At 58.2% G+C, this 23244-nt stretch carries 23 protein-coding genes and 1 tRNA gene; 4 read left to right on the top strand and 20 right to left on the bottom strand.

What is annotated here, in order from left to right; genetic code table 11:
• Positions 1-8: 8 nt before the first annotated feature.
• Positions 9-3518, bottom strand: a complete 3510-nt coding sequence (locus tag AC5SEO_RS07595) for a PAS-domain containing protein (protein WP_174067988.1) — start codon at positions 3516-3518, stop codon at positions 9-11.
• A gap of 216 nt (positions 3519-3734) precedes the next feature.
• On the opposite strand from AC5SEO_RS07595, the gene mscL reads away from it, so the two are divergent.
• From mscL to galE, 3 genes are all read left to right on the top strand, one after another.
• Positions 3735-4163 (top strand): large conductance mechanosensitive channel protein MscL, encoded by a 429-nt coding sequence (gene mscL, locus AC5SEO_RS07590; RefSeq protein WP_003515034.1) that lies wholly within the window; start codon positions 3735-3737, stop codon positions 4161-4163.
• 152 nt (positions 4164-4315) lie between these two features.
• Positions 4316-5482 (top strand): pyridoxal phosphate-dependent aminotransferase, encoded by a 1167-nt coding sequence (locus AC5SEO_RS07585; protein WP_174060704.1) that lies wholly within the window; start codon positions 4316-4318, stop codon positions 5480-5482.
• A 326-nt stretch (positions 5483-5808) separates the two neighbouring features.
• The gene (galE, locus tag AC5SEO_RS07580; protein WP_013635459.1) at positions 5809-6840 is read left to right on the top strand and encodes a UDP-glucose 4-epimerase GalE; all 1032 of its coding nucleotides are present in this window, start codon (positions 5809-5811) and stop codon (positions 6838-6840) included.
• A 27-nt stretch (positions 6841-6867) separates the two neighbouring features.
• Here the strand turns inward: galE and AC5SEO_RS07575 are convergent, their stop codons facing one another.
• The 10 genes from AC5SEO_RS07575 to AC5SEO_RS07530 all read right to left on the bottom strand — a co-directional run bounded on the left by AC5SEO_RS07575 (position 6868) and on the right by AC5SEO_RS07530 (position 13771).
• On the bottom strand, positions 6868-7689 hold the full coding sequence (locus AC5SEO_RS07575) for a DUF6030 family protein (RefSeq protein ID WP_025592450.1): 822 nt from the start codon (positions 7687-7689) through the stop codon (positions 6868-6870).
• 148 nt (positions 7690-7837) lie between these two features.
• Positions 7838-8065 carry a DNA gyrase inhibitor YacG gene (gene yacG, locus AC5SEO_RS07570; RefSeq protein WP_013635461.1) on the bottom strand — a complete coding sequence of 76 codons (228 nt, stop codon included), beginning with the start codon at positions 8063-8065 and terminating at the stop codon, positions 7838-7840.
• Between the two features lie 3 nt (positions 8066-8068).
• Positions 8069-8692 carry a Maf-like protein gene (locus tag AC5SEO_RS07565; RefSeq protein WP_003515050.1) on the bottom strand — a complete coding sequence of 208 codons (624 nt, stop codon included), beginning with the start codon at positions 8690-8692 and terminating at the stop codon, positions 8069-8071.
• Between the two features lie 34 nt (positions 8693-8726).
• Positions 8727-8945, bottom strand: a complete 219-nt coding sequence (infA, locus tag AC5SEO_RS07560) for a translation initiation factor IF-1 (protein ID WP_003493814.1) — start codon at positions 8943-8945, stop codon at positions 8727-8729.
• Between the two features lie 210 nt (positions 8946-9155).
• On the bottom strand, positions 9156-9644 hold the full coding sequence (locus tag AC5SEO_RS07555) for an arsenate-mycothiol transferase ArsC (RefSeq protein WP_065688347.1): 489 nt from the start codon (positions 9642-9644) through the stop codon (positions 9156-9158).
• Between the two features lie 2 nt (positions 9645-9646).
• The gene (locus tag AC5SEO_RS07550) at positions 9647-10120 is read right to left on the bottom strand and encodes a UPF0262 family protein (RefSeq protein ID WP_003515052.1); all 474 of its coding nucleotides are present in this window, start codon (positions 10118-10120) and stop codon (positions 9647-9649) included.
• 3 nt (positions 10121-10123) lie between these two features.
• Positions 10124-11422: a histidinol dehydrogenase gene (hisD, locus tag AC5SEO_RS07545; RefSeq protein WP_003515053.1), complete on the bottom strand. Its 1299-nt coding sequence runs from the start codon at positions 11420-11422 to the stop codon at positions 10124-10126.
• A 131-nt stretch (positions 11423-11553) separates the two neighbouring features.
• Positions 11554-11994: a DUF2948 family protein gene (locus AC5SEO_RS07540; RefSeq protein WP_013635465.1), complete on the bottom strand. Its 441-nt coding sequence runs from the start codon at positions 11992-11994 to the stop codon at positions 11554-11556.
• Positions 11995-12109: 115 nt separating this feature from the next.
• Positions 12110-13402, bottom strand: a complete 1293-nt coding sequence (murA, locus tag AC5SEO_RS07535) for a UDP-N-acetylglucosamine 1-carboxyvinyltransferase (RefSeq protein WP_013635466.1) — start codon at positions 13400-13402, stop codon at positions 12110-12112.
• A 102-nt stretch (positions 13403-13504) separates the two neighbouring features.
• Positions 13505-13771 carry a hypothetical protein gene (locus tag AC5SEO_RS07530; RefSeq protein ID WP_003515056.1) on the bottom strand — a complete coding sequence of 89 codons (267 nt, stop codon included), beginning with the start codon at positions 13769-13771 and terminating at the stop codon, positions 13505-13507.
• A gap of 155 nt (positions 13772-13926) precedes the next feature.
• Between AC5SEO_RS07530 and AC5SEO_RS07525 the strand changes: the two genes are divergently transcribed.
• Positions 13927-14001 (top strand) — tRNA-Thr (locus AC5SEO_RS07525).
• Positions 14002-14196: 195 nt separating this feature from the next.
• On the opposite strand, the gene AC5SEO_RS07520 is transcribed toward AC5SEO_RS07525, so the two are convergent.
• The 9 genes from AC5SEO_RS07520 to flgA form a co-directional block, all read right to left on the bottom strand.
• Positions 14197-15534, bottom strand: coding sequence for a flagellin N-terminal helical domain-containing protein (locus AC5SEO_RS07520; protein WP_003515057.1), 1338 nt, complete (start codon positions 15532-15534; stop codon positions 14197-14199).
• A gap of 262 nt (positions 15535-15796) precedes the next feature.
• A complete protein-coding gene (locus AC5SEO_RS07515; protein WP_035252026.1) occupies positions 15797-17140 on the bottom strand; it encodes a flagellin N-terminal helical domain-containing protein in 1344 nt (447 codons plus the stop codon).
• 591 nt (positions 17141-17731) lie between these two features.
• A complete protein-coding gene (locus tag AC5SEO_RS07510; RefSeq protein WP_003515059.1) occupies positions 17732-18742 on the bottom strand; it encodes a flagellin N-terminal helical domain-containing protein in 1011 nt (336 codons plus the stop codon).
• Positions 18743-19113: 371 nt separating this feature from the next.
• Entirely contained in the window at positions 19114-19851 is a 738-nt protein-coding gene (fliP, locus tag AC5SEO_RS07505; protein ID WP_013635470.1) for a flagellar type III secretion system pore protein FliP, read from the bottom strand.
• Positions 19848-20348, bottom strand: coding sequence for a flagellar basal body-associated FliL family protein (locus tag AC5SEO_RS07500; RefSeq protein ID WP_013635471.1), 501 nt, complete (start codon positions 20346-20348; stop codon positions 19848-19850). Before AC5SEO_RS07500 ends, fliP begins: the two co-directional genes overlap by 4 nt.
• Before the next feature lie 28 nt (positions 20349-20376).
• Entirely contained in the window at positions 20377-21093 is a 717-nt protein-coding gene (flgH, locus tag AC5SEO_RS07495; RefSeq protein ID WP_003515062.1) for a flagellar basal body L-ring protein FlgH, read from the bottom strand.
• On the bottom strand, positions 21090-21626 hold the full coding sequence (locus tag AC5SEO_RS07490; RefSeq protein WP_013635472.1) for a MotE family protein: 537 nt from the start codon (positions 21624-21626) through the stop codon (positions 21090-21092). The genes flgH and AC5SEO_RS07490 overlap by 4 nt, the downstream gene beginning before the upstream one ends.
• Positions 21623-22744: a flagellar basal body P-ring protein FlgI gene (locus AC5SEO_RS07485; protein WP_003515077.1), complete on the bottom strand. Its 1122-nt coding sequence runs from the start codon at positions 22742-22744 to the stop codon at positions 21623-21625. The genes AC5SEO_RS07490 and AC5SEO_RS07485 overlap by 4 nt, the downstream gene beginning before the upstream one ends.
• The gene (flgA, locus tag AC5SEO_RS07480) at positions 22741-23229 is read right to left on the bottom strand and encodes a flagellar basal body P-ring formation chaperone FlgA (RefSeq protein ID WP_013635474.1); all 489 of its coding nucleotides are present in this window, start codon (positions 23227-23229) and stop codon (positions 22741-22743) included. Before flgA ends, AC5SEO_RS07485 begins: the two co-directional genes overlap by 4 nt.
• Positions 23230-23244: the final 15 nt, after the last annotated feature.

The following is a 23244-nucleotide window of genomic DNA, read 5'->3' as shown; positions in this document are numbered from 1 at the left end:
GAGTTTTTTTATTCCGCCGCCGCGCTGGCCGTGCTGGATATCTGGTTGATATAGGCCCGCAGCGCGGCCGGTTTGACCGGTTTATGCTGGACGGAAATCCCGTATTTTTCCGCATCGCTGCGCACTTCAGGGCTGCGGTCCGCCGTCACAAGCAGGGCAGGGATCGTTTTGCCGTAGAATGTCCTGATCAGGCGGATGGCGCTGATACCGTCGCCGTCGTCGAGATGATAATCGGCAATGATGACGTCCGGCGCCGCTGACATTGTCAGGAACGGTTCTTCGAGTGTGGCCACCGAACCTGCGGGCAACACCTCACAGCCCCATCCCGTCAGCAATAACGTCATGCCCTCGAGGATTTTCGGCTCGTTGTCGATGCAGAGTACCCTGACGCCGGCAAGCCGGTCGCTCGCCACCGGATTGGTGATCCCGCCAGCGGCCTTGGCTGGCGTCAGGCGGTCTGCCTCGCGCGGCAGGTGGATACGGAATGTCGTACCTTTTCCGGGTGTGGAAATCAGCTGTACCGGATGGTGCAGCATGCGCGACAGCCGGTCGACAATTGAAAGACCAAGTCCGAGGCCGGAGGCCGTTTTTGCACCCTCATCCAGCCGGGCGAATTCCTTGAAAACCGTGCGGAATTTGGATGCGGGAATGCCGATGCCGGAATCCGTCACCTGAATGACGACATCGCCTCCCCGGCGGCGCGCGCCAACGATGACCTTGCCACTCAGCGTGTATTTGATGGCATTGGAGACGAGGTTTTGTATCAGCCGCCGCAACAGGTTGGGGTCGGAGCGGACGGTGAGCGAGGTGGGCATGACCACGAGATCGAGATTCTTTTCCTGCGCCATGGGCGCGAAATCGGTTTCGATGCGTTTCAGCAGCTCGTTCAGCGGCACCGATGTCATGCGCGCTTTCATCGAACCCGTGTCGAGGCGGGAAATATCGAGCACCGCGCCGAGAATGGTCTCTACCGACTCGAGCGCCGAATCGATGTTCTGGACGAGATCGCTTTCCCCCGAGGCGCCAAGCCGCTCGACCAGCGAGGAGGAATAAAGCCGCGCGGCATTCAGCGGCTGGAGGATATCGTGGCCAGCGGCAGCGAAAAACCGTGTCTTGCCGATATTCGCCTCGTCGGCCGATGCCCTTGCCTCCGCAAGTTCGCGGTTGACGCGGGTAAGCTCGACGGTTCGTTCCGCCACACGCTGCTCCAGCGTTTCATTGGCCTGTTTCAGTGCCTGATCGCTCGCCACTCTCTGCGTGATATCGGTGAATGTGGCGACGATACCCTTGTCCGGCATGGTGTTGGAGCGCACTTCGATGATGCGCTCGCCGCCGCCAAGCACCAGCGAGAAAGGCAGGTCCATGGTCAGGAAACTGGTGATCAGCTGTTCCGTGTCGCCCGGCGGCATGTCGCCGCGCTCCTGCAGCATGGAAACGATGTCCGTCAGCGGCAGCCCCACCTGCCCGAATTGCTCAGGTAGATCGAGAAGGGTGCGGAAGCGCCGGTTCCAGATCGTCAGCTGCTGCGAGCTGTCGAAAACGGCGATGCCCTGGTCCATCTGCGCCAGCGCCGTTTGCAGCATGTCCTGATTATATTGCAGCGCCTCGCTTGCCTGATCCAGCAGCCAGGCCGTGTCGGCGCTGGTGTCCTCCGCCTTCTGGAGAATGATCGAAAGCACGAGGCGGGCTGAGGAGGAGCCGATGGCGCTGCCCAGCAATTGTTCGGAGAAATGGATCAGCGCCATGTCGGCGGGCTGGTCGTCATTGAGCTTCCTGCCCGCCGTCTTTTCATAGGTCGCCAATGAGCGCAGCATGCGCTCTTCACCGAGATAACGGGCAATCGCGCTTTTGAGATCGCCGACGCTGACGCGGGTTTTCCAGCCGCGCGTGGCGAATTGTGATTTCGAATGGCGCTTCACGAAGATGCCGGACTGGATGCGCTCCACGGGTCGTGGGTTGCGTGAAAGCGAGCCAAGCACGAAAGCCATGCTGTTGACGAGCAGGCTGAGGATGACCGCGTTCACAAAAGGGTCGGCCTCGGGACCGTTAAAGACCGTACTGCCAGAAAAGAGGAAGCCGAGAACGGTGGCCGCGACCTCTGAGTTATCAGGCCCGCCGAAGCTTGGCAGAAACAGCAGGTAGGCCCAGACAAAAAAGCCTGAACTCAAACCGGCAATCGCACCGCGCGCATTGGCGCGCCGCCAGAACAACCCGCCGAAAAGGGCAGGGGCCATCTGGGCGATGGCGGCAAATGCCAGGAGGCCGATGGAGGCAAGCCCGGTGGCACTATCGGCCGCACGGTAGTAGCCGTAGCCCAGAAGCATCACCGCAAAGATCGCTGTTCTGCGGATGTTGAGAAGCGTTTTGGCAAAGTTGTCCCGGTGCGGCGAGCGGTTCAACAGCTTCTGCCGCAAAAAGATCGGCATGACGATGTCGTTGGAAATCATGATCGACAGCGCGACCGAGGCAACGATCACCATGGCGGTCGCCGCTGAAAATCCGCCAATGAAGGTAATCAGCGAAACGACCGGCATCTGATGCGCGAGCGGCAATTGCAGGACGTAAAGATCGGCGTTGCCATTGGCGCCGAGCGCCAAAATTCCGGCAAGCGCTATCGGCAGCACGAAGATGTTGATCGCAATCAGATAAAGCGGCAGCAGGAACCCCGCCATGCGCAGCTCTTCCGGCGTGCGATTTTCAACCACGGTGACATGGAACTGGCGCGGCAACAGGATGATCGCGAAACCGGAAAGCAGGGTCATCACGATCCAGCGGCTGATGGGCGTGTGATAGGATATGGCCCGCATGGCCCGTTCATTGCCCGACGCAAGTTCCCACAAATGCGAGGGGCCGTCGAATAGGACGAACAGAACGTAAAAGCCGACGGTGCACATGGCGACGAGCTTGACGAGCGATTCCATTGAAATCGCCAGAATAAGCCCGTCCTGGTGTTCGGTGGCGTCGGTATGCCGGGTGCCGAACATGACGGCGAAGCCCGCCATGACGATGGTGACGAGCAGCGGCAGATCGAGGAAATAGAGGTTGCCGCTGCCAATGCCGTAATCGCCGGGATCGACCATCGTCGCCACCGAACTGGAAACGGCCTTCAATTGCAGCGCGATATAGGGAATGGCGCCGACAAGCGCGATGATGGCGACAATCATCGCCACGGTGGAGTTCTTGCCGTAGCGGGCGGCAATGAAATCGGCAACCGACGTCAGCTTTTCGGTTTTGGCAAGCTCCACGATCCGGCGAATGATCGGCATGCCGATGGTGAAGGCAAGGATCGGCCCGGTATAGATGCCGAGGAATTCCAGCCCCTTGTCCGCCGCAAGCCCGACGCCGCCGAAATAGGTCCAGGAGGTGCAATAGATCGCCAGGCTAAGCGCATAGACGAACGGCCGCCCCTTTTTGGGAGCGTTTCTTTTCCGGCTGTTCCCGTCCCCATAACTTGCAACCGCAAACAGCAGCAGGACATAAGCGAAGGCCGAACCGAATATGATCCACCCAGGAAGCACGCATCCTCCCCATGCAACAATCCCTGAAAACGAGCATAGGCGAATTCCGGGCCGTTGAGAATGAGCGCGGTCTGATCATAAAGTTCAAGACTACCGTGCAAAAAGCCTAATAAATGCAATCTTGACGAATTCCAAATGGGACAGGGAATCTATATGGTTGAACCCGTAGGGACAGTCACATAGCTTCAGCTCGCGAAGCAGGAGAGGGACCATCTGATGCTTAACGAATTTAAAACCTTCATTGCCCGTGGCAATGTCATGGATCTGGCCGTGGGTGTTATTATCGGGGCGGCGTTCAGCAAGATCGTCGATTCCGTCGTCAACGACCTTATCATGCCGATCGTCGGTGCGATTTTCGGCGGGTTCGATTTTTCGAACTACTTCCTGCCACTCAGTTCCAGCGTCACCGCCAGCTCGCTTGCCGCCGCACGCGATCAGGGCGCTGTCTTCGCTTATGGTAACTTTCTCACGGTCCTCATCAACTTCCTCATTCTCGCCTGGATCATTTTCCTGATGGTCAAAGGGGTCAACAAGCTTCGCGCTTCTGTCGACCGGAAAAAGATCGAGGAAAAGTCGGAACCGGCTCCGCCGCCGGAAGACGTCAAGCTTCTCACCGAAATCCGCGATCTGCTGAAGACGCGCTGAGGCTTAGATTGCCCCGGCGCGATATTGCTGACCATGGGTCAGCTCCCTCTCGCCGGGCATCCATCCATAAAGAAAATCCATGACTGTTGCACGGAATATCATGCATATCGCCCGTTCGATGCGATAAGAAGACACCAAACGGAGTGTCTTTAATGTCCATTTTGAACAGTCTGAGTGCGCGCTCTCTGGCGGCTCCCGAGAGCGGCATTGTCGAGGTCGTGAATTATGCCCGGGGACGGGACAATCTTCTGCCGCTTTGGGTCGGCGAAGGCGATCTGCCGAGCCCGGACTTCATCAACAGGGCGGCCATCGACGGACTCAACAATGGCGAGACCTTCTATACCTGGCAACGCGGCATTCCCGAATTGCGCCAGGCGCTCAGCAGCTACTACGAGCGTCACTTTTCAGCCTCTCTATCCGCAGATCATTTTTACGTAACAGGTTCCGGCATGCAGGCGATTGCGCTTGCGGTGCAGGCGCTGACCTCGCCGGGCGACGAGATGATCTATCTCACGCCCACCTGGCCCAATATTGTTGCCGCCATCGGCGTGGCGGGCGCAAAGGCGATCGCAGCCGGCATCGATTTCCACGATGGTCGCTGGGATCTCGATATCGGCAAGCTGGAAAGTGCGATCACCGGTAAGACGAAGGCGCTCTTTATCAACACGCCGTCCAACCCGACCGGCTGGACCGCAACGCGAGACAATCTTCGCGATGTTCTGGCACTCGCCCGCAAACACGACCTCTGGATCGTGGCGGATGAGATTTACGCACTTTATCACTATACTGGCACCCGTGCGCCGTCGTTCCTCGACGTGATGGAACCGGATGACAAAATCGTCTTCGCCAATTCTTTTTCGAAGAACTGGTCCATGACGGGCTGGCGTGTTGGCTGGCTTGTGGCGCCACCCGTCATCGGCCAGGTGATCGAGAACCTTATTCAATATTCCACCTCCGGCGTGGCGCAGTTCATGCAGCGCGGCGCAGTCGCGGCTCTCGACCATGGCGACGGTTTCGTCCGCGAGAACTACGAACGCGCTCTGACATCCCGCGACATTCTCTGCGATGCGCTGATCGCGACGAACCGCGTGGAAACATTGAAGCCGGATGGCGCTCTTTATGCCTTCCTCAAGGTGGACGGCGTGACCGACAGTCGCGCCACGGCTCTGGATATCGTTGACAAGACCGGCGTCGGCCTCGCGCCGGGCACCGCCTTCGGCCAAGGCGGAGAGCTGTTTCTCCGTGCCTGCTTCCTGCGCAACCCAAAGCAGATCGAAGACGCAGCCGATCGGCTTGCGTCCTATATTCTCGGCAGATAACCGCAATCCTGCGATAGCCCGCCCTGCCGCGCCGAATTTGGCCGCGGCAGGCAGATTTTCTACCAAAAGAATCATGGCGAGCCGCTAAAACTACAACCTCACGGCGTACCAATCGACGTGCAGGCTTTTCTGTGCTATGCGCCTTGTGTTCCATTTATGAGAACATTTTCATCTAATAAATAAAACACACTTCATTGCGCTAACCAATCGTAAGCCACCTTTTCATAGGGGCGAGGGATAGGTGGGGTATTTGCTGTGCAAGTAATCAATGATGAAGAATTATTGGCTTTGATGGACGCAACAAAAGCAAACAGGGAAGTAATGTCATGGCTGTTCTGGTCACCGGTGGGGCCGGTTATATAGGAAGCCACATGGTGTGGGCTTTGCTCGACGCCGGTGAAGACGTCGTTGTTGTCGACCGTCTTTCGACGGGATCACGTTGGGCGGTCGCGCCAGCGGCGCGTTTCTATCTCGGCGACGTCGCCGATCGCGACTTGCTCGGCCAGATTTTCGAACACAACCAGATCGAGACCATTTTCCACTTCGCTGGCTCCGTCAGCGTCCCTGAATCGATCAGCCAGCCGCTAGAATATTACGAAAACAATACCGGCACGACCCGCGCCCTTGTTGCGGCGGCAGTCGGTCATGGTATCCGCAATTTCATCTTCTCTTCAACTGCCGCGGTCTATGGGAACCAACCCTTTGATGGCCCGGTGCCGGAAACGGCAGTTCTCAGCCCGGAAAATCCCTACGGCCTGTCGAAACTCGCCTCAGAAATCATGTTGCGCGATGTCGTGCAGGCACATGATTTCAACTATGTGGCGCTGCGTTATTTCAATGTTGCCGGCGCCGACCCGAAGGGTCGTGCCGGGCCGTCCCCCACCGGTGTGGCGAACCTCATCAAGGTAGCGTGCGAAGCGGCAACCGGCCGGCGCGACAAGGTGGAGGTTTACGGAACAGATTATCCGACCGCTGACGGCACCGGCGTTCGCGACTATATCCATGTCAGCGATCTGATCGACGCGCATATGCTCGCCATGGCGCATCTGCGTGCTGGTGGCGGCACACGAACGCTCAATTGCGGTTATGGCGTCGGCTATTCGGTACTGGACGTGCTGCACGCCGTGCAGCGGGAATCTGGAAACGATTTCCCGGTTATCCATTGTCCCCGCCGCGCCGGCGACATTGCCGCGATGGTTGCGGATTCGAGCCGCATCCAGTCGGAACTCGGATGGTCGCCGCGTTTCAATGATCTCACAACCATCGTTCGCACGGCCCTTCAGTGGGAGGCCAAACGTCAAGCCCAGCGAAGCGACAGGATTCTGCCTGGGCGGCATAAACTGGCAGCGATAGGCTGAGCGGCCGTTGGTTTTCGGGATGCGGTTCTACCTGACGGAAAAATAGAGGACCGGTCGATCCGAAAGAGTGGCAGCGGGAAGCCATTTCTCGCTGTCGAAATAGCTGCGCGTGAGCTTCAGTCCCGGCAATTGTTCCGTTGCCAGCAAAATCAGGTTCAGCCGATGCGGCGCAGACGGCTCCGGCTTTAGGGAGACCGAAATACCGAAATGCTCTGCCTGATAGGGTTGCAGCCTGCGTGCCGGCTCAAGCATGCTGGCAAGGTCGGCCCAGCGGGTCTGCTCGATGATCATCGCCAACGCGTCCTCAAGCTTCGTCAGAATAACGGCACCATCAGGTGTTTGCGGCGCAACCACTTTCATCCTGATAGAGCGAACCTCGTCGGACGCCTCGCCTCTGATGTCGAGAAAAAGCGATGCCCGTTCCGAGGCGTTCGCCGTGTCCCCGACCACAAGGTCGGCCATGCATTCGAAATTGCGGATCTTCACCGGGCTTGCGTGCCAGCCTTGCGGGTTGGAAAAGCCCGCCGCGGTAAAGCGGTCGCAGAGGTCCTTGCCGGACAGAACGAAGTCGCGGGCAAAGGATGCCCTGTCGCCGCCTTGCTCGAATTTCAGCAGATGCGGCGGTAGATTGAGCTTTTGGGCGGTAACCTTTTGCCGCTTGACGGGCTTCATCCGGGCTGGCTGCTCGGCGGAGCGTGTGGCAGGCGCAAGGTTGAGATAGCTCAGCAGGCTTTTGAGATGTTTCTTGTCATTAGCAAGCAGCACCGTTGCCAATATGGCAAGACAAACTGCCAGCACCGCAAACAGCAGCGCGCCAGGCCTTACTCTTTTTTGCAGGCTTGCGTCCATCGGGGAACCCTAATGGCTGCCGGGGGAGGGGCGTCAACCGGTTTTTGATATGGCTTTCGGGCTGTCGGCAACCCGGTGAATATACTGCGAGCTGAAGGTCATTAAAAATATTCTGTATTCCACCGCCGGATTTTCCGGCGGCGCAACGTTATTCGGAGGAATTTTTGAACGAGTCCTGCTCGTCCGCGCTGCTTTCGTCGTCGGCGACAGGAATGGCGTAGGAACCGTTCAGCCAGCGGGCGAGATCGAGCGAGCGGCAGCGATCCGAACAGAACGGATAGTCTTCCCGTGTCGAGGGCCGCCCGCACTCCGGACATGGCTTCGTTTTCCGAAGCGGCGTAACATTTCCCGCACCTTCAGGAGATGATTTTGTCATGGTCTATCCTTCGAGCCAGCCCGACGTCACCTCGAATCCTTCACCGGAAAGAAGCGACATGGTCTCATACAGCGGCAGGCCGACGACATTGGTGTAGGAGCCGGTCAGTTTCTGCACGAATGAGCCGGCAATGCCCTGGATACCATAGGCCCCGGCTTTGCCGCGCCATTGCCCGGAGGCGATATAGGCGTCGATCTCGCGCGTGGTAAGGCGTTTGAAACGCACCTTGGTTTCCACAACCTTCTGACGGATTTTGCCGCCGGGCGTCACAAGGCAGATGCCGGTATAGACCCAATGGCTGCGCCCCGAGAGAAGATGCAGCGCTGCGGAAGCCTCCTCGGTATATTCCGCCTTGCCGACAATGCGGCGACCCACGGCCACCACGGTGTCGGAGCCGAGAACATAGGCGTCTTTCCACGTCTGCTCGCTCTTAAGCGCCGCATGCGCAGCCTCGGCCTTCTGTAGCGACAGGCGACGGCACAGCGTGCGCGGATGCTCAAGCTTTACGGGCGTTTCGTCGATATCCATCGGCATCAGACGTGCTGGCTCGATGCCGATCTGATGCAACAGTTCCAGACGCCGCGGCGAACCGGATGCCAGAACGAGCTTTTGTTTTGAGTTGGTCATTGCGCTGCCCGGGCTTCCGAATGCCGAAAACGGATTACTTGAAGCGATAGGTGATGCGGCCCTTGCTCAGGTCGTAAGGCGTCATTTCGACCAGCACCTTGTCGCCTGCCAGAACACGGATACGGTTCTTGCGCATGCGGCCCGCCGTGTGGGCGATGATTTCGTGTTCGTTCTCAAGCTTCACGCGGAATGTTGCGTTCGGCAGCAATTCGGTTACGATGCCCGGGAATTCGAGGACTTCTTCTTTTGTCATGTAAGGGTTTTCTTCCTGTTGATAGTGCCGGACCTGTCGTGTCCGGGAAAATTGCGCGGAAACTACACAATCCCGGCACATTTGTGAACCTCTAAAGCATCACGGCGAAAATCGGAACCGATTTTCGCCAGGTGAGAGGTGCGGATCGAATAAATGCCTGTCCTGTGCGGCGTTTGAAGTGTCTGGTCCGATCGAAACGGACACTCAACATCAGTCTTTTGAAAGCGTATCTGCTGCCGGCTGCGGCCTTCCTGGCAGGCGTTCGGTAATCAGCCTAGCAAGATGGTCCCGCACCTCGCGATAGGCATCCAGAATCTGGTCCCGCGTGCCGGTGATGACGGTTGGGTCCATGGTTGGCCAATAGACAACGTCGAGCGAGTTCGAGCGTGTCAGTTCAAGCGCTGCGTGATGAGCTTCGGGTGTCAATGTAATGATCAGATCGAAAAAATCATCCTCGATCTCGTCCAATGTGCGCGGTTTGTGTTTGCCGAGCGAAAATCCCTGTTCTTCCAGAACCGCATCCACAAAGGGGTCACGCTCGCCCGCCCGCACGCCGGCCGACTGGATGTAGATGCCGGGTGCCACCAGTCGTTTGGCGATGACCTCGGCCATGGGAGAACGGATTGAGTTCATACCGCACATGAAGAGGACCGATTTGGGAGCCTGTCCCCCATTTGGAGCCGTGGCGGGATCTCTCATCTCTAACCCCGCCAATAAAGCACACAGACAAGAGTGAAAAGACGGCGCGCAGTATCGAAATCGATTTTGATCTTGCCGGAAAGCCGGTCCATCAAAGTTTGCGAGCCGTCATTGTGAATGCCCCGCCTGCCCATGTCGATCGCCTCGATCTGGCTTGGAGTGGAGGAGCGTATCGCCTCGTAATAGCTTTCGCAGATCAGGAAATAGTCCTTGATGATGCGGCGAAACGGCGTCAGCGACAGGATATGGGTCGAGACATCCTTCTCGTCTTCGGTCTTGATCGAGAAAACCAGCTTGGCATCGACCAGCGATATGTGCAGCCGGTATGGACCGCCCTCATGGCCGAATGGTTCGAACGTGTTTTCCTCTATCAGATCAAAAATGGCGACGGCGCGTTCATGCTCCACGTCCGGCGTGGACCGGCCGATGCTATCGTCCAGAACCACATCGCAGAGCCGGAAATCGCCTGAAGCCATCTCTTAACTTTCCGGGTTGAGGCGAATGGAGACGGAGCGCGCATGCGCGTCCAGCCCCTCCGAACGGGCAAGGGTGATCGCCGCCGGCGCAAGCTGCCGCAGCTGCTCAGGCCCGAGACGCAGGATCGAGGTACGCTTGACGAAATCCAGCACTGAAAGGCCGGAAGAGAAGCGCGCTGAGCGCGCAGTCGGCAGAACGTGGTTGGAGCCGCCGACATAATCGCCGATCACCTCAGGCGTATGGCGCCCGACGAAGATCGCGCCGGCATTGCGGATGTGCGCCATCAGCGCATCCGGATCGTCAACGGCAAGCTCCAGATGCTCGGCCGCAATGCGGTTGGCCAAGGGAATGGCATCGGTGAGCTTTTCGACGAGAATGATCGCACCGAAATCTGCCCAGCTCGCCGCTGCCGTCTCGGCGCGCGACAGCCGTTTCAGCTGCCGTTCCACCGCCGCCTCCACCGCCTTGCCGAGTTCCGCATTGTCGGTGATGAGAATGGACTGCGCGCCACGGTCATGCTCCGCCTGCGCGAGAAGATCGGCGGCCAGCCAGTCCGGATCGTTGTCCTTGTCGGCAATGACAAGCACTTCGGAAGGCCCGGCGATCATGTCGATGCCGACAGTTCCGAAGACATGCCGTTTCGCGGCCGCCACATAGGCATTGCCGGGGCCGACAATCTTGGCGACAGGCGTGATTGTTTCCGTGCCGTAGGCGAGTGCAGCCACGGCCTGTGCGCCGCCAATGCGGTAGATTTCCTCAACACCTGCGATGCGCGCGGCGGCAAGAACGGCGGGGTTTATCACGCCGCCATTCGCCGGCACGACCATGACGATACGCTCTACACCGGCAACCTTGGCCGGGACGGCATTCATAAGGACGGAACTTGGATAGCTCGCGGTGCCGCCGGGCACATAAAGGCCGACAGCTTCGATCGCCGTCCAGCGTGAACCGAGGCCCACACCGATCTCGTCTTCGTAGATATCGTCCTTCGGCATCTGCCGCGCATGGTGTTTTTCAATGCGCCGGGCTGCGAGTTCGAGAGCTTCGATGACACTTCTGTCAACGGCTGCGACGGCCGCATCGATCTCTTCCGCTGTCACCCGCATCGAGACCTTCGAGAAATCGATGCCGTCGAATTTAATGGAGTAGTGGGCCAGGGCCGCATCGCCGCGATTGCGGACGTCATCGATGATGTCGCGAACGGTCGCGTTGACGTCTTCCGAAACTTCCCTCTTGGTTGTCAGGAAGGCAGCGAATTTCTGTTCGAAATCAGCCGATGCCCGCTCCAGCCAGATTGCCACGCCATTACCCTCTCATTTTCCTCGCGGCGATCCCGCGAGGTGCACGAACTCACCGCAGAAAAATGCGGCTCTGGTATGTGGCATAAATCGAAACAGTGACGAAAGGCAACCGTTGCAATGGCGTGGAGAGCTTATTCGCTATCGGGATGATGCGGTTTGGCGGCAGTTTCCCAGGCGCCGCTCACATCCGTCAGCTGCGCCTCGATGCATTCGACATCGAGTGCGATAGCCCCGCCGCCCGAAAGCGTCAGTTCGACGGCGCCATCAGGACCTTCGCCGTTCTGCACGAAGCGGATTGCAAGGAGCGAAAGCACCTGTTCCTTATCAGTGCGATTGATGCCGTGCGAGCGGACGGCGGAGACCCGCTTCAGGAAAACCACGCTGCGGCATCGCTCCGGCGGCAGGTTCTTCTTATTCGCGTTTTCCCAGACGAAACGATTGGCGGAAAGTGTAAATTGGCCCTGCTTTGCCTCGAATGCAACGTCCTTCAGTTTGAAGACGCTGTCCTGCATGTGCGTCGAAATTACGGAGAGATCTTCAGTATCCAGCGCGAGCAATTTCAGGCCGCTCATCGTTTTCTTCCTTTTCCGCGGGGCCTCGCCCGCAATGTCTATTCCTTGTACAGGAAATAGGCAGTCGCGGCCCGCTCTGCAACGGGGAGAAAACGAATGAGCGGCGATGAAAGGATCAATCGCTGACGCGTTCGACCAGCGCACCGCAGCGGGTGAGCTTTTCTTCAAGCCGTTCGAAACCGCGATCGAGGTGGTAGACGCGCGAAACCATGGTCTCGCCTTCCGCCACCAGGCCCGCAATGACCAACGACACCGAGGCGCGCAGATCGGTTGCCATGACAGGCGCACCCTTCAGGCGGGTAACGCCTTCGATACGGGCCATCTGCCCGGAGAGCGAAATCTTCGCGCCGAGACGGGCCAGTTCCTGCACATGCATGAAGCGGTTTTCGAAGATGGTTTCGGTAATGTGGGATACACCCTGCGACCGGGTCATCAGCGCCATGAACTGCGCCTGGAGGTCGGTCGGGAAGCCGGGGAAGGGTTCGGTGACGATATCGACCGGCTGAATGCCGTTGCCGTTGCGCACGACGCGCAGACCGGTCTCCGTGTCGCTGATCGACACTCCGGCAAGCCGCAGCGTGTCCAGCGCATTGTCGAGCAGCGATGCACGCGTGCCTTCCAGCACCACATCACCGCCAGCCATGGCCACGGCCATGGCATAGGTGCCGGTCTCGATACGGTCAGGCAGCACCCGGTGGCGTGCGCCGGAGAGCGAGGTAACGCCCTCGATGGTGATGGTGGAGGTGCCAGCGCCCTCGATCTTCGCGCCCATCGCAATCAGGCAGTGCGCTAGATCGACGACTTCCGGTTCGCGGGCGGCGTTGTGAATGACGGTGGTGCCTCTCGCAAGGCTCGCGGCCATCAGCATCACATGCGTCGCGCCGACGGAGACTTTCGGGAAGGTATAAACAGCGCCGATCAGGCCGCCCTTTGGAGCGCTGGCGTTGATATAGCCGCCATCGATCTCCATCGTTGCGCCAAGCGCCTGCAGGCCCTCGATGAACAGGTCCACCGGACGTGTGCCAATGGCACAGCCGCCGGGCAGTGAAACGCGCGCACGGCCTTCACGGGCCAGAAGCGGGCCGATGACCCAGAAGCTGGCGCGCATCTTGGAAACCAGCTCGTAAGGTGCGGTGGTATCGACAATGGTACGGCAGGTGAAGTGGACCGTGCGGGAATAGGCTTCGCCCTGGCTTTCACGACGGCCATTGACCGAAATATCGACGCCATGATTGCCGAGAATACGGATGAGCTGCTCGACGTCCGCCAGATGCGGCACGTTTTCGAGCGTCAGCGTATCGCTGGTCAGAAGCGAAGCGATCATCAACGGCAAGGCGGCGTTTTTCGCGCCGGAGATGGGAATGATGCCGTTGAGCTTGTTACCACCCGTAATTCTGATGCGATCCATGCGTCCCTACGGGCCTTTGCCCGCCTTTCTTAATCATGCCTTGCGGAAATGCGCGTCCTTAGACGAGTTTCCGCGGCGTTTCAAATGATGCTGGTGAATTCTCTATGAGGATGATTCGTCCGTTTTTGCGGCAGGCAGGCCAATCGTCTCATCCGCATCGCCGGCCCGGCGCGCGCGAACCTGCTGTTTGCGCTTCTGCAGGTTTTCACGCAGCTTCTTCGCTGCCCGCGCCTTGCGCTCCGCCTCGCGTTGCCGCGCCTTCTCGCCGGGACCTGCCTGCGCGTTGCCGCTTGCCGCAACGGCAACGGGGTCTTCTGAAGCGTTCACGGAAAACGCCGCCTTTGCCTGTTTGTCATGATGTTCGTTCATAAATTCAGCAATATCCGAAAAATACGTTTTTCAACAGGGGGAACGCTTTTTTGCCCCGCTTGTTGAAGAATATCGTTTTGCGACTTGCGCTCGTCAAAAACCTATGGCAATAGGCCGCCACGCTTGATGCTGAAGCAAACGCTTCGGCACCGGATGCTGCTATAGCTCAGGGGTAGAGCACTCCCTTGGTAAGGGAGAGGCCGAGAGTTCAAATCTCTCTAGCAGCACCATTTTCCCCAATAAAATCAGAAATTTACGCAACGTGCCGGTGGGTCTTGTCCACGATGTCGGCTTGCTTTTTCGCGCATTCTGCACTGGTCTCGGTAAATGTGAAAACCGCGCCTCTTGCGAAGCGCGGTTTCCATTTCCGAATATTCTGTTGCTGCCAGAGCGGGACGAAACCGCCCGTAGCCAACGGGCGCCGCTTACTGGCGGAATAGCGACAGGATATTCTCGGAGCTGGTATTGGCGATGGAGAGCGACTGGATTGCCAGCTGCTGCTGGGTCTGCAGAGCCTTCAGCTTGGTGGACTCTTCGTTCATGTCGGCATCAACGAGACGTCCGACGCCCTTGTCGATGGAGTCTGTGAGCTTGTTGACGAAATCTTCCTGAAGATCGAGGCGCATCTTGATGGAGCCGAGATCGGCGCTCGCGCTGATCAGCGATTCCAGCTTGGTGTTGACGAACTGGATCATGTTGTCGAGGCCGTCATTGTCCGTCAGCGGCTGGCCCTTGGCGTCCAGCAAACCGCTGAGATCCTTGGTGATGTCGAGATCGATCAGCGAGTAGCCGAGCTTCTGTGCCATCTGGGAATCTGCGGCGGCGGTTTCGAGGTAAATATTGTTATTGGACGAACCGCCGGTTCCGATTGCCGTTACAGTGGTGCCTGCAGGCGTCGGCGCGGTATTGTTGGCTTTTACGTAGAGGGCTTCACCCGCTGCGTTTTCGCCGATCTTGAAGTAGGTGCCGTTGTTTCGTGCGGTTGTCGCCGCAGCAACGGTTACGAGGCCGGTTACTGCGTCTGGAGCAGAAACTGTGGTCGTCGTCCCCGAGGGGAAACCCAGAAGCTGGGATTGCGTGAACACCTTTGCGGTAGAGGGCGTGTTTGTGGCAGCACCTGCGGGTGTGGTCGTGGTAATCTCGAAATTGCGCAGGGAGCCTGTATCGGAATAATAGGCGGCGCTATCGAGGATACCGTTTTTCGCCGCACCGGTCGAGGTATCGAAAAGGGCAGTCTTGTTGTCGACCTGAACGTTGATCGTCTTGACTGCAACATTGCCCGCGCCGTCACGGATGAAGGAGCCGACGATCTGCTTCGTTATCGGGGTGAGGTTGCCGGATGCGTCGCTAATCTTGCCCTTAAGCCAGTTTTCGCCGGAGAAGGAGGCGGATTCGCCGATGCTTTTCAGCTGGTCCTGGAGTTGACGGATTTCTTCCTGGATCTTTGCCTTGTCGACGCCGGCCTCGCGGGCGGCAACCAGCTTCTTGCTGATTTCCTTGACGACATCGACAGTGGTTTCCATGGCGGAATAGGCTGTATCGACCTTTGCGGCGCCGAGGCCGAGGGCGTCCTGAACAGCGGAAAGAGCACCGTTATCCGAACGCATGGTGGTCGCGATAGACCAGTAGGCGGCGTTGTCGGAGGCGGTTTTGACGCGCAGGCCGGAGGAGACACGCGACTGCGTTTCTTCCATGTCGCTGCCGATTGCGCGGAGGGTCTGAAGGGCGGCCATTGCCGCGACGTTCGTCAAAATGCTGGTCATAATTATTTGCCCCTTGATTGGCTTAAATGAAAAGGGACATTCCGGATTGCCGCCGGTAACGATCGCGCGGCTTGATGCCTGTTAACCTCTTTTTCGTCTTGGTTAACCAATCGTTTCGATGGCTAGGTTTTAGGGCCCGAATGGTTAACAAAGCCTAAACTGTTGTTAATAAAAATTAGGAAATAATAATTTCTCTTAACCATGACGGAAAAAGCCGCACCCTTTCGGATGCGGCTCGATTTTTTGGCGATGTCTTTTCCGATTAACGGAAGAGCGACAGGATGCTCTGCGAGTCGTTGTTGGCGATCGACAGGGCCTGAACAGCCAGCTGCTGCTGGGTCTGAAGAGCCTTCAGCTTCGTGGATTCTTCGTTCATTTCAGCGTCGACGAGACGGCCGATGCCCTTGTCGAGCGAGTCGGTCAGCTTGTTGACGAAGTTTTCCTGCAGTTCGATGCGCATCTTGACCGAGCCGAGGTCGGCAGCGGCGGACGTCATGCTCTGGAGCTGCTTGTCAACGAAGGAAACCATGGCGTCGAGGTACTGGTTTTCCGAGACTGCCGAGCCGTCGCTGTTCTTGAACGTGCCGGTCAGGTCCTTGGTGATGTCCAGAGACGTCAGGGAGTAGGTGAGCTGCGTTGCGAGCTGGGCGGTTGCGCCTTCTTCCAGGTAGATCTTGGTGGTGCCGTCGAGGCCAACGGCAATGTTGGTCTTGGTTGCCGGCGAGGTCGGCGCAGTCGTGTTGATTTTCACATACTGGTCGTTGCCAAGATTGAAGTAGGTGCCGTTGACGTCGGGGGCTGTCGCATCGGCGTTAGCGATCGTGACGATACCCGTTGCAGCAGCGGTGGTGAAGGTGACGGCGGTGCCGGCAGTTGCTTCCTTCAGACCCTTGAGCTGGGCTTCAGTGTAAACCTTGGCTGCTGCAACCTTGGTCACCGGCTGGGCGGCGCCTACGCCGTCCGAGTCATTGGTGATTTCGAACAGCTTGTAGCTGCCCGTGGAAGAAAAATAGGCGTAGGAGTCGAGGACGCCCTGCTTGTCCTTTGCAGCGCCCGAAGACGTGTCGAAAAGCACCGTGTTACGGCTCAGGTCAACGTTGACGGTCTTTACGGACACGTTGCCGGCAGCGTCGCGGATGAAGGAGCCAACGATCTGCTTGGTGACGTTCTTCAGTTCGCCAGCACCGTTGCTGACGGTTGCCTGCAGCCAGTTTTCACCGGAGAAAGACGAGGAGCTGGAGATCGACTTCAGCTGATCCTGCAGCTGGGTGATTTCTTCCTGGATCTTGGACTTGTCGACACCGGGTTCGCGGGCGGCAACCAGCTTGTTCTTGATTTCCTTGACGACGTCGATGGAGGATTCCATACCCGAATAGGCAGTGTCGACCTTTGCGGCGCCGAGGCCGAGGGCGTCCTGAACAGCGGAAAGAGCGCCGTTGTCGGAACGCATCGTGGTCGCGATCGACCAGTAAGCGGCGTTATCGGAAGCTTCGCCGACGCGCTGGCCGGAAGACACGCGGTCCTGCGTCGTTTCCATGTTCTGGCCGATGGAGCGCAGGGTCTGGAGTGCAGACATAGCTGCTACGTTAGTGAGAATGCTCGTCATAGTAAATTTGCCCCTTGAATGGCTGATTAAAGAAGGGACATTCCGGTCTCACCGGGAACAGCGCACAGCATCATGCCTGCTAACCTGCTGATTTTTAATGGTTAGCTCGCCGTTTCGATGGCTCTAGCTAACCTCCATATGGTTAATGAAGAGCTAAGGGTCGCAAAAAAATGCACACGCTGAGATTTTATTATGCAATCTTCGCGCGCATGCGCGCGTAGCCTGAAATGTTTAAAAAATAATAAAGCCGCACCCGTTTCCGGATGCGGCTTTGGTAAAAGGGCAATACGCTTGGGTCAGCCTCCGTCACGTTTGCCTGTTTCACGCAATTGCAAGACAGTCAGCCTCCGCTTGCGATCCTGCGTGTTGTGTCATTCAGGCCAGCGGCTATCCGCCTGTCCATGCCCAAAATCTGACAGCCGGTGCTTTCCAATTCCCTAATTTCAGGGCGCTCCCGGCGCTTCGCTCAAATCGTGGTAAATGCTTTCAAAGCAAGGATGGTAAACGAAATCTTCCCGTTTGCGGAGCACTCCACAAATGCAAAACCGCGCCCTTTCGGGCGCGGCTCGACTTTTGTAATTTTCGGTCCGATTAACGGAAGAGCGACAGGATGTTCTGCGAGTCGCTGTTGGCGATCGACAGAGCCTGGATTGCCAGCTGCTGCTGCGTCTGCAGAGCCTTGAGGCGGGTCGACTCTTCGTTCATGTCAGCGTCAACCAGACGGCCGATACCCTTTTCCATCGTTGCCGTCAGCTTGGAAACGAAGTCGCCCTGCATCGAGATGCGGTTGGAGACCGCGCCCAGATCGGCAGCAGCGCTGTTGAGGGTTTCAAGCTGCTTGTCAACGTGGGTGATGAGCTTGTCGAGGATGTCGTTGTCCGTTGCAGCGGCAGTGCCGAGCATGGTGGCACCAGCGCCCTTGTAGATGCTCAGGTCGGAAATATCGAGGTTCGAAACCGACTGCTTAACGCCATCTGCGACAGCTGCCTTGTCGAGGATGCCCGTACCCTTGCCGTCTGTTACAGCGCCGGTATCGAACAGAACGTTCGAGCCGCTGAGCTGGAGATCGACGCGCTGAACCTTGACGGCGCCAGCGGAGTCACGGGTGAAGGAAGCAACAACCTGCTTCTTCAGGTTGGCAATAGCCGCATCGTCAGTACCGGCAGCAAATGCTGCGCCGTCGTTGGATGCTTTCGTCTTCAGCCAGTTTTCACCGTTGAAGGTCGCGGAGTCGGCGATCGACGTCAGCTGCTTCTGGAGCTGGCCGATTTCCTTCTGGATCTTCTTCTTGTCGGCAGTCGGGTCTTGGGCAAGGATCAGCTTGTCCTTGATTTCCTGAACGACCTTGATCGTCGCTTCCATGCCGGAGTACGCGGTGTCGACCTTGGCTGCGCCGATGCCGAGTGCGTCAGAAACGGTGGAGAGCGCCGAAGCGTCCGAACGCATCGTGGTCGCGATGGACCAGTAAGCGGCGTTGTCGGAGGCGGAGCCTACCTTCAGGCCGGTCGAGATACGACCCTGCGTGGTCTCCATGTTGTTGCCGATCGAACGCAGCGTCTGGAGAGCAGCCATAGAGGAGGCGTTGGTGAGAATGCTTGCCATAGTATTTTGTCCCTTGTTTTTACGAGATACTGGAGTTGGGGACATTCCGGACTTTGTATTACCGGTCACAACGTTTCGGCTTCATGCCACTCGGTTCCGAATTACTTGCTTTGGAAACCAAACCCGCTGTGTGTAGGGAGAATTTGGCAGCAAAGAATTGCCCAATTGTTAATTTGAGCATTAAGAAATACTAGAAAATACTTATGGTTACTGCGAAGTATATTTAATTGGTAAGTTTTTAATTTAAAATTATAGTTATCCGACCCCTAGCAAAAACGGTAACCAAAGGGTTAAAACGCGAAAACCCCGCAGCCGTGGGGCTGCGGGGTTAACAAACAGGATTAACGAAGATTATTTCGGCACAGTTGCCGTCAGTTGAACGATCTCACAAGGCTGCCGACCAGCAGGTTCCAGCCGTCGATCAGCACGAAAAAAAGGATCTTGAACGGTAAGGAAATCGAGGTGGGTGGCAGCATCATCATGCCCATGGCCATGGTGATGGTGGCGACGATGAGATCGATGACCAGAAATGGCAGGATGATCAGGAAACCGATCTCGAAACCGCGCCGGATTTCCGAAAGCATGAAGGCCGGAACGAGCACGCGGTAGTCGACCACATTGTCGGTCATCACGACCTGTCCGCGCTCGCGGGCGATATCGACGAACAGCTTCAGATCCTTGTCGCGCGTATTGGCGTTCATGAAGGTACGGAAGGGTTCGGCGATGCGCCCAATGGCCTGCTGTTCGTTGATCTGGTTCTGCAACAACGGCTGCACGCCGTCTGTCCAGGCTTTATCGAAGGTCGGCGACATGACGTAGAAGGTCATGAACATCGCCATCGACAAGAGGATCATGTTCGACGGGGTCGAGGCAAGCCCCATGCCGGAGCGCAGGATCGAAAAGGCGATCACGAAGCGTGGAAAGCTCGTGACCATGATCAGGATGCCCGGCGCGACTGACAAGACCGTCAAAAGGCCGAAGGTGCGGATGATCCATGCGGCGACGGATCCGTCTATCTGTGTATTGAACAGATCGGTCGGAAATTGCTGGGCGTTGGCAAGGCCCGGCAAAGCCACAAGAACAGCGATGGTAACAAGAAATCGAATCATTCGATGACAAAGGTCCGGAACATGACCTTGGATACGCGCCCTTGAGAGCGCAGGTCAACTCGTTCCTGAATGTCATCCTTAAGATATTGAAAGCCGCGTGGCCCTTCCAGCTGCTGAAGGGAAACGGTGCGGACGTAGGCCATGATATCCTGATGGATATCCTCCGCGAGATTGACCTCTACCGGACCCTTGAACATCAGCGCCACTTCAAGCCGCACCCAGTTCGTGGAGGGGTATGCAAGGTTGGTGGTGATGGGATCGAGCTGGACGATACCGTTCGCCTCGGCCGGGATTTTATCGATGCCCTCGCCCTTCTTCTCGCCATGTTCGCCGGCGGCAGCCGGGGCATGCGCCTCGGCGCCGGCGATCTTCGGGGCGACCATGCCGCCCACGAACCAGCCGCCGCCCGCACCCAGCAGGGTGAGGATTGCAACGCCAGCGATGGTCATGACCATCGGCGAGGATTTTTTCTTGCCCTCAGTCTGTTCGTTTTCCATGGGTCAGTCCCGCTTTCGCATGTCGGCGTCAGAGCGGCGAGAACAGGTCGACGACCTGCTGACCGACCGGGGGTTGCTGCACTTCCGTCAGGCGGCCGCGGCCACCGTAGGAGATGCGCGCCTCGGCGATGCGCTCGTAGGAGATCATGTTCTGCGCATCGACATCCTGCGGCCTGACGATACCGCCGACGTTGAGGATGCGGATTTCGTGATTCACGCGCACTTCCTGCGAACCGCTGATGATGAGGTTGCCGTTTTCGAGAATGCCGGTCACCACGGCCGCCACCATCAGCGTCAGCTTTTCGGAACGCTTGGTCTTGCCCTTGGCCTGGGTGTCTGTGTCGGAGCCGTATTTGATGTTGGAATCTGCCTCCGGCGTCCAACCTAAGATTTCCGCCTTTGCCTTCCAGTTCAGGCCGCTGGAATTGGTGCGGTTGCGCTCGGTTTCGTTGTCGAAATCGGCCTTGTCGTTGATCTGGATGTTGACGGTCAGGATGTCGCCGATGTTAAGCGCACGTAGATCCTTGAACAGCGCACCCTGGCTGTCGCTCCACAACGAATAGCCGCTCGCCATGTGCTTCGGCTGTTTCGGATACATGCCCATCTGCGGCGTCTGGCTGAATTGCAGGCCGCTGCCGATCGGGCTCATCGCGGGAGCGTTGCCGATTTCCTTCAGGGTCTGGTTGTTCTGGCAGCCGGCAAGCAGGGCAAGCGGCAGGAGGAGGGCCGGAAGACGCGGGGTCATGAAGGATCCTTCGAAGTGTTTTTGTCGATTGCCTGCGACATGATGCCGGCGACGATTGCGGCTTTCTGAGCATCCATTTCACTGAGGATGAGGCCCGATTGGCGCGGCGGAAGCTGCATGATGATGGCAGCCGCGATTTCCACATGCATCTTCTCGAGCTGCGGTGCTGCGGCATCCGCCTTCATCGTCTTGTAGATATCGACCAGATTGCTTTTCGCCTGCTCGAGGAAATGATTGCGGCGTGCCAGCCAGTCCTCATATTCCGCCTTGCGGTCCTGCAACGCGGAAATGCGCTCGTTGACGTCAGCCTGAAGCTTTTCCAGCTCCTGCTTCTGCATGAGATAGCGCTGGTCGCGGGCCGCATCGGCAATATTGGTGCAGAATTTCTGGATTTCATCCTGCGTGCTGAGTTCGGACACCACGTTCTGCTGGCTTTCGGCGCCAGCGGCGGGCAACAGGAAAAGCAGCGAGGCAACGGCCGCGAACCGGGTAAAGCCGTTCCTGAAAGCAGTTTTCTTCTGAAGTTCCATCATTGCAGCACGAGCTCCGCCTGAAGGGCGCCGGCGGATTTGATGCCTTGCAGAATGGCGATGATGCCGTCCGCCTTGAGCCCGATGCTGTTGAGACCGGCAACCAGCGTGCGAAGGTCAGGGCCTTCGACGATGGCGACCTTGCTGCCTTCCTGCAGTGCCATGATATCCGTCTGCGGTTGCACCGCCGTCTCGCCGCGCGAGAAGGGCGCCGGCTGGATGACCTGCGGCGATTCCGTCACCTGCACGGTCAGCGTTCCATAGCTCACCGCCACGCGGGAAATACGCACATCCGCGCCGATGACGATCGTGCCCGTGCGCTCGTTGATCACGACTTTCGCCGGCGTATCCGTCTGGACCGTCAGGTTTTCGATTTCCGCCATCAACCGCGTCAGGTCGGCGGTGCGAGGCTTCTGCACCGAGATTTCCTGCGAATCGCGCGGTTCGGCGATGCCGTCGCCGTAACGGGCGCGGGCAAAGGCGTTAACGACATCGGCGACGCGCACCGCGGTCGAAAAATCGGGATTGCGCAGCTGAAGGACCAGATTGACCGAATCCTTGAATTTCGACGGCAGTTCCCGCTCGATGATCGCGCCGTTCGGCACGCGCGCCGAGGTCGTGACGCCCTGCGTCAACGTCGCTGCATCGCCCTGTGCCGAAAAGCCGTTGACGATCAGTGCTCCCTGCGCGACCGCATAGATCTGCCCGTCTGCACCGGAAAGCGATGTCATGATGAGGTTGCCGCCGCGAAGCGAGGAGGCGTCGCCGAGCGAGCTGACCGTCACGTCTACACGGCTGCCGGGGCTGGCGAATGGCGGCAGGTTGGCCGTCACCATCACGGCGGCGATGTTCTTGGCGTTGGACTGGCCGCCCTGCGTGGTGATGCCGAGGTTCTGCAGCATGGCGCGCATGGACTGTTCGGTGAAGGGTGAAGAGCGCAGGCTGTCGCCGGTGCCCTGTAGGCCCACGACGAGACCATATCCGATCAGCTGGTTGTCGCGTCCGGCCTGCAGGGATGCGATATCCTTGATACGGGACGTGTCTGCCTGGGCTGGCGGCGTCGAGATGAAGGGCAGGGCCGAAATAACCAGAGCCGCACAGAGGATACGAAGCACTTTCATTTCGCCATAACCTGAATGGTTCCGTCCTTCATGACGGTACCGCTGACCATCACGCCGGAATCGATGTTGCGTACCCTTACGACCTCGCCGAGCGAGCCGTCGCTCATGGGCGTTCCGGACGCCATCAGCGTCATGTTGCCGATGTGGAAAACGAGTTTGACGCTCGTGCCGCGCACCACAAGTGACGGTTCACGAAGCGCTGCAATGGGGATCGTGCGGCCGGGAAGCAATGTCTGCTTGGAGATCATGCCTTCCACTTCGCTGATATCGCTCGCGTAACCAGCGGAAATGTTGGGGTTGGTCACTTCCACCGGCTTCACCTGTTCGGGCGTGATCGTCTCGCCCGGATAGATCGTGCGAGTAGGAACCAGCGCCGTCGGTGCCTGTGCAAAAGCGGGTGCCATGGCACCCAGTGAAAAGGCAGACGCAAGGCACATACGGACGAGTGCCGTTCTGCAGCTGCTATGTTTCCGGCCAAACCTCATGTCCGCCTGCCTTTC

It is taken from the genome of Agrobacterium sp. K11, from assembly GCF_059429395.1.
Note: the sequence above shows the minus strand (reverse complement) of the source record. Positions and strands in the feature narration are given on the sequence as shown.

Coding starts and splice junctions, on each gene's coding strand:
- mscL (WP_003515034.1), top strand. CDS start 3,735: ATGCTTAACGAATTTAAAACCTTCATTGCCCGTGGCAATGTCATGGAT.
- AC5SEO_RS07585 (WP_174060704.1), top strand. CDS start 4,316: ATGTCCATTTTGAACAGTCTGAGTGCGCGCTCTCTGGCGGCTCCCGAG.
- galE (WP_013635459.1), top strand. CDS start 5,809: ATGGCTGTTCTGGTCACCGGTGGGGCCGGTTATATAGGAAGCCACATG.
- AC5SEO_RS07575 (WP_025592450.1), bottom strand. CDS start 7,689: ATGGACGCAAGCCTGCAAAAAAGAGTAAGGCCTGGCGCGCTGCTGTTT.
- yacG (WP_013635461.1), bottom strand. CDS start 8,065: ATGACAAAATCATCTCCTGAAGGTGCGGGAAATGTTACGCCGCTTCGG.
- AC5SEO_RS07565 (WP_003515050.1), bottom strand. CDS start 8,692: ATGACCAACTCAAAACAAAAGCTCGTTCTGGCATCCGGTTCGCCGCGG.
- infA (WP_003493814.1), bottom strand. CDS start 8,945: ATGACAAAAGAAGAAGTCCTCGAATTCCCGGGCATCGTAACCGAATTG.
- AC5SEO_RS07555 (WP_065688347.1), bottom strand. CDS start 9,644: ATGAGAGATCCCGCCACGGCTCCAAATGGGGGACAGGCTCCCAAATCG.
- AC5SEO_RS07550 (WP_003515052.1), bottom strand. CDS start 10,120: ATGGCTTCAGGCGATTTCCGGCTCTGCGATGTGGTTCTGGACGATAGC.
- AC5SEO_RS07540 (WP_013635465.1), bottom strand. CDS start 11,994: ATGAGCGGCCTGAAATTGCTCGCGCTGGATACTGAAGATCTCTCCGTA.
- murA (WP_013635466.1), bottom strand. CDS start 13,402: ATGGATCGCATCAGAATTACGGGTGGTAACAAGCTCAACGGCATCATT.
- AC5SEO_RS07530 (WP_003515056.1), bottom strand. CDS start 13,771: ATGAACGAACATCATGACAAACAGGCAAAGGCGGCGTTTTCCGTGAAC.
- AC5SEO_RS07520 (WP_003515057.1), bottom strand. CDS start 15,534: ATGACCAGCATTTTGACGAACGTCGCGGCAATGGCCGCCCTTCAGACC.
- AC5SEO_RS07515 (WP_035252026.1), bottom strand. CDS start 17,140: ATGACGAGCATTCTCACTAACGTAGCAGCTATGTCTGCACTCCAGACC.
- AC5SEO_RS07510 (WP_003515059.1), bottom strand. CDS start 18,742: ATGGCAAGCATTCTCACCAACGCCTCCTCTATGGCTGCTCTCCAGACG.
- fliP (WP_013635470.1), bottom strand. CDS start 19,851: ATGATTCGATTTCTTGTTACCATCGCTGTTCTTGTGGCTTTGCCGGGC.
- AC5SEO_RS07500 (WP_013635471.1), bottom strand. CDS start 20,348: ATGGAAAACGAACAGACTGAGGGCAAGAAAAAATCCTCGCCGATGGTC.
- flgH (WP_003515062.1), bottom strand. CDS start 21,093: ATGACCCCGCGTCTTCCGGCCCTCCTCCTGCCGCTTGCCCTGCTTGCC.
- AC5SEO_RS07490 (WP_013635472.1), bottom strand. CDS start 21,626: ATGATGGAACTTCAGAAGAAAACTGCTTTCAGGAACGGCTTTACCCGG.
- AC5SEO_RS07485 (WP_003515077.1), bottom strand. CDS start 22,744: ATGAAAGTGCTTCGTATCCTCTGTGCGGCTCTGGTTATTTCGGCCCTG.
- flgA (WP_013635474.1), bottom strand. CDS start 23,229: ATGAGGTTTGGCCGGAAACATAGCAGCTGCAGAACGGCACTCGTCCGT.